The sequence below is a fragment of the Peptoniphilus harei genome (assembly GCF_900454685.1).
In the GTDB taxonomy this organism is placed as follows: Bacteria; Bacillota; Clostridia; order Tissierellales; family Peptoniphilaceae; genus Peptoniphilus_A; species Peptoniphilus_A harei.
In genome coordinates, this window is the sequence record NZ_UATM01000010.1 from 1 (window position 1) to 6,350 (window position 6,350).

Genomic DNA, 6,350 nt, shown 5'->3' on the forward strand with positions numbered 1-6,350 from the left:
CTTGCAAGTCCAAGTTCATCATATTTTTATATATAGAGGAGCAGGAACACCGATTCCTAAGAATTGGTCACACATTGCTGCGTCACAGAAGATTGATGTAAGCATTGTAGCAAAAACTATTCCACCAACAGAGTTGATTTTATTTTTAATTCCACCAAATAATTTTTCAACGATACCACATTTTTCAAGAGCACCACCAAAGGATACTGCAAGAATAATAAGGTTGATTGTCCACATTTGGTTATCCATACCACTTTTGCAAGAGCACCATCAAGGAATTCATTTCCTGTTTCAATTGATGGACCATAGTGAAGGATTGAGAATAAGTCTGCTACTGAATATCTTTCTTGGAAGATAAGTGCAAAGATGACACCAACTGCAACTGAACCAAGTACGCCTGGAAGACCAGGGATTCTTAATACCATTATAATTACAATTACTACAATTGGAAGTAGTACTAATGGATTAACATTAAAGTTACTAGATATTGCTTCTCTAATTCCATCAGCAATTGTTGGATCATATCCAGCTCCTGCAATATTCATACCTAAGATTGTATAAATAATAAGAGATATTAAGAAAACAGGACCTGTTGTAGATACCATGGCTGCAACGTGATCAAATAGACCAGTTCCAGCAACACCTGCTGCAAGGTTAGTAGTATCAGATAGTGGAGAGAATTTATCTCCAACATATGCTCCAGATATTACCATACCTGCTGTAAGTGCAGGATTAATTCCAAGTCCAGCACCAATTGTCATGAAAGCAATACCAACTGTAGCTGTTGCTGTCCAAGAAGATCCACAAGCTAAACCAACTATAGCACAAAGCAAACAACCAACTGGTAGGAATGTTTGTGGTGATAAGAAATCTAGTCCGTAATAGATAAGAGCAGGAATTGTACCTGAAATCATAAAGGATGATACCAATAGACCTACAGTAAGTAAAATTAAAATTGCGTCCAATGTTGCTGTTATCCTGTCTATAATACCAGACAACATTTCATCAAAACTATGTCCGCAAATTACACCAATAGTAACAGTAACTATAAGTGCTATGATTAGTGGCATGTGAGCAGCGTCATACGCCTCATCACTAAATTTGAAAACATATACCATTAGCGCTACCATTGTTAAAATAGGTAGAATTGCTTCAAAAAAACTTGGTAGTCTAACAGCTTTTTGACCATCGTTCTTCATAAATAAAACCTCCTTAAAACATTAAGGCACGTCATAAAATATTTGGCATGTCTGTAATACATCTGCTAAAATTTTGTATTACTGAAAATGTTTTCTAGCTTCATCTTACTCCTGTAGTAATTATAAGTCAACTATAATTTATAAAGATTTTTATATTACATTTAATTTTGTACAATGTCTTAGCTAGATTTTATGATAATTAGATAAATTCATTTTGGTATTCATCTATATAATAAGGTATTTTCAATAAACTATAGGTTTCCGATTAAAAGCATTAAATCATTGTTTTTATTAATTTTTAGTATTTTATTTTTAAATATATACACTTTTAATATTGATATCTTTTATTTATAGATTAAGTTTTCCCATATGATGTTAATTAGGATTATTTAGGATAAAGTTTTCATGACATGTTTTTATTTGACTTAGGAATTAATTAAAAGTTATATATTTTATTAAAATTCTGAAAATAAAAAGCAGGTACCTTTAAGTACCTGCTAATGACCTAAGTCAATTTCTTAAATTTTATTAAGATAGTAATACTGATCCGATAACTCCACCGATTACTAGGAACACGTCAAATGCGATAAATGTCGGTACACAAGTGTCCATGATGTGGTCGTGTTGTCCGTCAGCGTTAAGACCAGATGTAGGTCCCATTGTTGAGTCAGATGCTGGTGATCCTGCATCTCCAAGAGCAGCTGCTATACCAATTAATAGGATAATAGCTGATTTTGAGAAACCTAATTGTTGAGCTAGCGGAACATAAATTGCTGCAACTACTGGGATTGTACCAAAAGATGTACCGATACCCATTGTAATAACAAGACCAATTGCTAGTAGAACAATAGCCGATACTACAAGTGAAGCACCTTCCATCATAGCTGCTGTATCGTTAACTAGGTGAACTACTGCACCTGATGTGTTAAGAACGTTAGCAAATCCACCTGCTATTAACATTACAAATGCGATGAATCCCATTAGGTCAAGTCCACCAGTAACCATATCGTCAATTTCATCCCATTTAATTGAACGAGTAATTAATAGGAAGATAATACCAATTAATGCTGAGAACGGAAGGTTAGTTGTAATAATTTGAACTATAAGCATTGCTATAGCTGCAACTAGAGCTCCCCAAGCTTGTGAAGTCATGTGAACTTCTTCGTCTAGAGAAATAACTCCAGGGATTTCACGATCTTCATATTCTCTGTCTTTTCCATAAAGAACAAATACTACAAAGATTAAACCAATTAACATTGATAAACCTGCAATCCACATTACCTTTCCTGTGTCATTAACAGTTGTTGGCATGCCAGCATCTGTCATGTTTGTTGCAATAATTTTGTGGAATATAAGTCCAAAACCTACTGGTATTGAAACATATGGTGCCTTTAATCCAAAGCAAAGAGCTGATGCTACTGCACGTCTGTCAATCTTTAACTTATTCATAAGTCCTAGTAGAGGCGGAATTAGAATAGGTATAAAGGAAATGTGAACTGGTAAAAGGTTTTGTGAAAAGATTGATATAAATGCTATTAGGAAAATTAAGAAGAATTTATTATTTCCTACTAATTTAGAAATCTTTTGAGCAAGAATAGTTATAAGTCCTGATTTACCAATTGCATAAGCAAACATACCTATTAGGATATAAGCAAGAGCTGTCTCTGCCATAGATCCCATACCACCAATAATTGTACCTATAATTGAATCGCCTTCGATTGCAAATCCTGGAAGCTTTCCAACTGTATTTGCTTGCCAAGTATCTGGTTCAAATACATATAATGGCATGCCTGCAGTTATACCTGCCACAATACCTGCCACTAATAGTGAAAGTAGTACGTTAAGTTTTAACCATTACATAAAATTACGAAGTAATTAGTACCGACACTACTACGGGGGTTAAAATAACAAAAACTAATTTATTTCCATCCTTTGAGAAAATAAAGGTAAAATCTTATTTTCATAAGGACGGAAATATATATATGATTTGTTATATTTAAACCCCCGTAGTAGTGTCGGTTACTATTTACTCGTAATTTTTATGTATGGTTTAAAACTTAACGTACTACTTTCACTATTAGTGGCAGGTATTGTGGCAGGTATAACTGCAGGCATGCCATTATATGTATTTGAACCAGATACTTGGCAAGCAAATACAGTTGGAAAGCTTCCAGGATTTGCAATCGAAGGCGATTCAATTATAGGTACAATTATTGGTGGTATGGGATCTATGGCAGAGACAGCTCTTGCTTATATCCTAATAGGTATGTTTGCTTATGCAATTGGTAAATCAGGACTTATAACTATTCTTGCTCAAAAGATTTCTAAATTAGTAGGAAATAATAAATTCTTCTTAATTTTCCTAATAGCATTTATATCAATCTTTTCACAAAACCTTTTACCAGTTCACATTTCCTTTATACCTATTCTAATTCCGCCTCTACTAGGACTTATGAATAAGTTAAAGATTGACAGACGTGCAGTAGCATCAGCTCTTTGCTTTGGATTAAAGGCACCATATGTTTCAATACCAGTAGGTTTTGGACTTATATTCCACAAAATTATTGCAACAAACATGACAGATGCTGGCATGCCAACAACTGTTAATGACACAGGAAAGGTAATGTGGATTGCAGGTTTATCAATGTTAATTGGTTTAATCTTTGTAGTATTTGTTCTTTATGGAAAAGACAGAGAATATGAAGATCGTGAAATCCCTGGAGTTATTTCTCTAGACGAAGAAGTTCACATGACTTCACAAGCTTGGGGAGCTCTAGTTGCAGCTATAGCAATGCTTATAGTTCAAATTATTACAACTAACCTTCCGTTCTCAGCATTAATTGGTATTATCTTCCTATTAATTACTCGTTCAATTAAATGGGATGAAATTGACGATATGGTTACTGGTGGACTTGACCTAATGGGATTCATCGCATTTGTAATGTTAATAGCAGGTGGATTTGCTAACGTTCTTAACACATCAGGTGCAGTAGTTCACCTAGTTAACGATACAGCAGCTATGATGGAAGGTGCTTCACTTGTAGTATCGGCTATTGTTCTACTAGCAATTGGTCTTGTTATTACAATGGGTATCGGTACATCTTTTGGTACAATCCCAGTAGTTGCAGCAATTTATGTTCCGCTAGCTCAACAATTAGGTTTCTCAAAATCAGCTATTATCCTATTAATTGGTATAGCAGCTGCTCTTGGAGATGCAGGATCACCAGCATCTGACTCAACAATGGGACCTACATCTGGTCTTAACGCTGACGGACAACACGACCACATCATGGACACTTGTGTACCGACATTTATCGCATTTGACGTGTTCCTAGTAATCGGTGGAGTTATCGGATCAGTATTACTATCTTAATAAAATTTAAGAAATTGACTTAGGTCATTAGCAGGTACTTAAAGGTACCTGCTTTTTATTTTCAGAATTTTAATAAAATATATAACTTTTAATTAATTCCTAAGTCAAATAAAAACATGTCATGAAAACTTTATCCTAAATAATCCTAATTAACATCATATGGGAAAACTTAATCTATAAATAAAAGATATCAATATTAAAAGTGTATATATTTAAAAATAAAATACTAAAAATTAATAAAAACAATGATTTAATGCTTTTAATCGGAAACCTATAGTTTATTGAAAATACCTTATTATATAGATGAATACCAAAATGAATTTATCTAATTATCATAAAATCTAGCTAAGACATTGTACAAAATTAAATGTAATATAAAAATCTTTATAAATTATAGTTGACTTATAATTACTACAGGAGTAAGATGAAGCTAGAAAACATTTTCAGTAATACAAAATTTTAGCAGATGTATTACAGACATGCCAAATATTTTATGACGTGCCTTAATGTTTTAAGGAGGTTTTATTTATGAAGAACGATGGTCAAAAAGCTGTTAGACTACCAAGTTTTTTTGAAGCAATTCTACCTATTTTAACAATGGTAGCGCTAATGGTATATGTTTTCAAATTTAGTGATGAGGCGTATGACGCTGCTCACATGCCACTAAATCATAGCACTTATAGTTACTGTTACTATTGGTGTAATTTGCGGACATAGTTTTGATGAAATGTTGTCTGGTATTATAGACAGGATAACAGCAACATTGGACGCAATTTTAATTTTACTTACTGTAGGTCTATTGGTATCATCCTTTATGATTTCAGGTACAATTCCTGCTCTTATCTATTACGGACTAGATTTCTTATCACCACAAACATTCCTACCAGTTGGTTGTTTGCTTTGTGCTATAGTTGGTTTAGCTTGTGGATCTTCTTGGACAGCAACAGCTACAGTTGGTATTGCTTTCATGACAATTGGTGCTGGACTTGGAATTAATCCTGCACTTACAGCAGGTATGGTAATATCTGGAGCATATGTTGGAGATAAATTCTCTCCACTATCTGATACTACTAACCTTGCAGCAGGTGTTGCTGGAACTGGTCTATTTGATCACGTTGCAGCCATGGTATCTACAACAGGTCCTGTTTTCTTAATATCTCTTATTATTTATACAATCTTAGGTATGAATATTGCAGGAGCTGGATATGATCCAACAATTGCTGATGGAATTAGAGAAGCAATATCTAGTAACTTTAATGTTAATCCATTAGTACTACTTCCAATTGTAGTAATTGTAATTATAATGGTATTAAGAATCCCTGGTCTTCCAGGCGTACTTGGTTCAGTTGCAGTTGGTGTCATCTTTGCACTTATCTTCCAAGAAAGATATTCAGTAGCAGACTTATTCTCAATCCTTCACTATGGTCCATCAATTGAAACAGGAAATGAATTCCTTGATGGTGCTCTTGCAAAAGGTGGTATGGATAACCAAATGTGGACAATCAACCTTATTATTCTTGCAGTATCCTTTGGTGGTGCTCTTGAAAAATGTGGTATCGTTGAAAAATTATTTGGTGGAATTAAAAATAAAATCAACTCTGTTGGTGGAATAGTTTTTGCTACAATGCTTACATCAATCTTCTGTGACGCAGCAATGTGTGACCAATTCTTAGGAATCGGTGTTCCTGCTCCTCTATATGATACAAATATGATGAACTTGGACTTGCAAGAAATATGTTATCAAGAACACTTGAAGATGCTGGTACACTTTGGGCATG

At 34.0% G+C, this 6,350-nt stretch carries 2 protein-coding genes and 2 pseudogenes; 2 read left to right on the forward strand and 2 right to left on the reverse strand.

All coding sequences use genetic code 11. From position 1 onward, the window contains the following. Together DRZ96_RS00430 and DRZ96_RS00435 are read right to left on the reverse strand one after the other, a co-directional pair. Window positions 1-1,199: pseudogene (locus DRZ96_RS00430) on the reverse strand (Na+/H+ antiporter NhaC family protein); the annotation flags it as partial. A 528-nt stretch (window positions 1,200-1,727) separates the two neighbouring features. Further along, the gene (locus tag DRZ96_RS00435) at window positions 1,728-3,008 is read right to left on the reverse strand and encodes a Na+/H+ antiporter NhaC family protein (RefSeq protein WP_256584681.1); all 1,281 of its coding nucleotides are present in this window, start codon (window positions 3,006-3,008) and stop codon (window positions 1,728-1,730) included. A gap of 232 nt (window positions 3,009-3,240) precedes the next feature. On the opposite strand from DRZ96_RS00435, the gene DRZ96_RS00440 reads away from it, so the two are divergent. Both DRZ96_RS00440 and DRZ96_RS00445 read left to right on the forward strand, forming a co-directional pair. After that, window positions 3,241-4,572: a Na+/H+ antiporter NhaC family protein gene (locus DRZ96_RS00440; RefSeq protein WP_112889238.1), complete on the forward strand. Its 1,332-nt coding sequence runs from the start codon at window positions 3,241-3,243 to the stop codon at window positions 4,570-4,572. 528 nt (window positions 4,573-5,100) lie between these two features. Beyond that, a pseudogene (locus DRZ96_RS00445) lies at window positions 5,101-6,350 on the forward strand (Na+/H+ antiporter NhaC family protein); the annotation flags it as partial.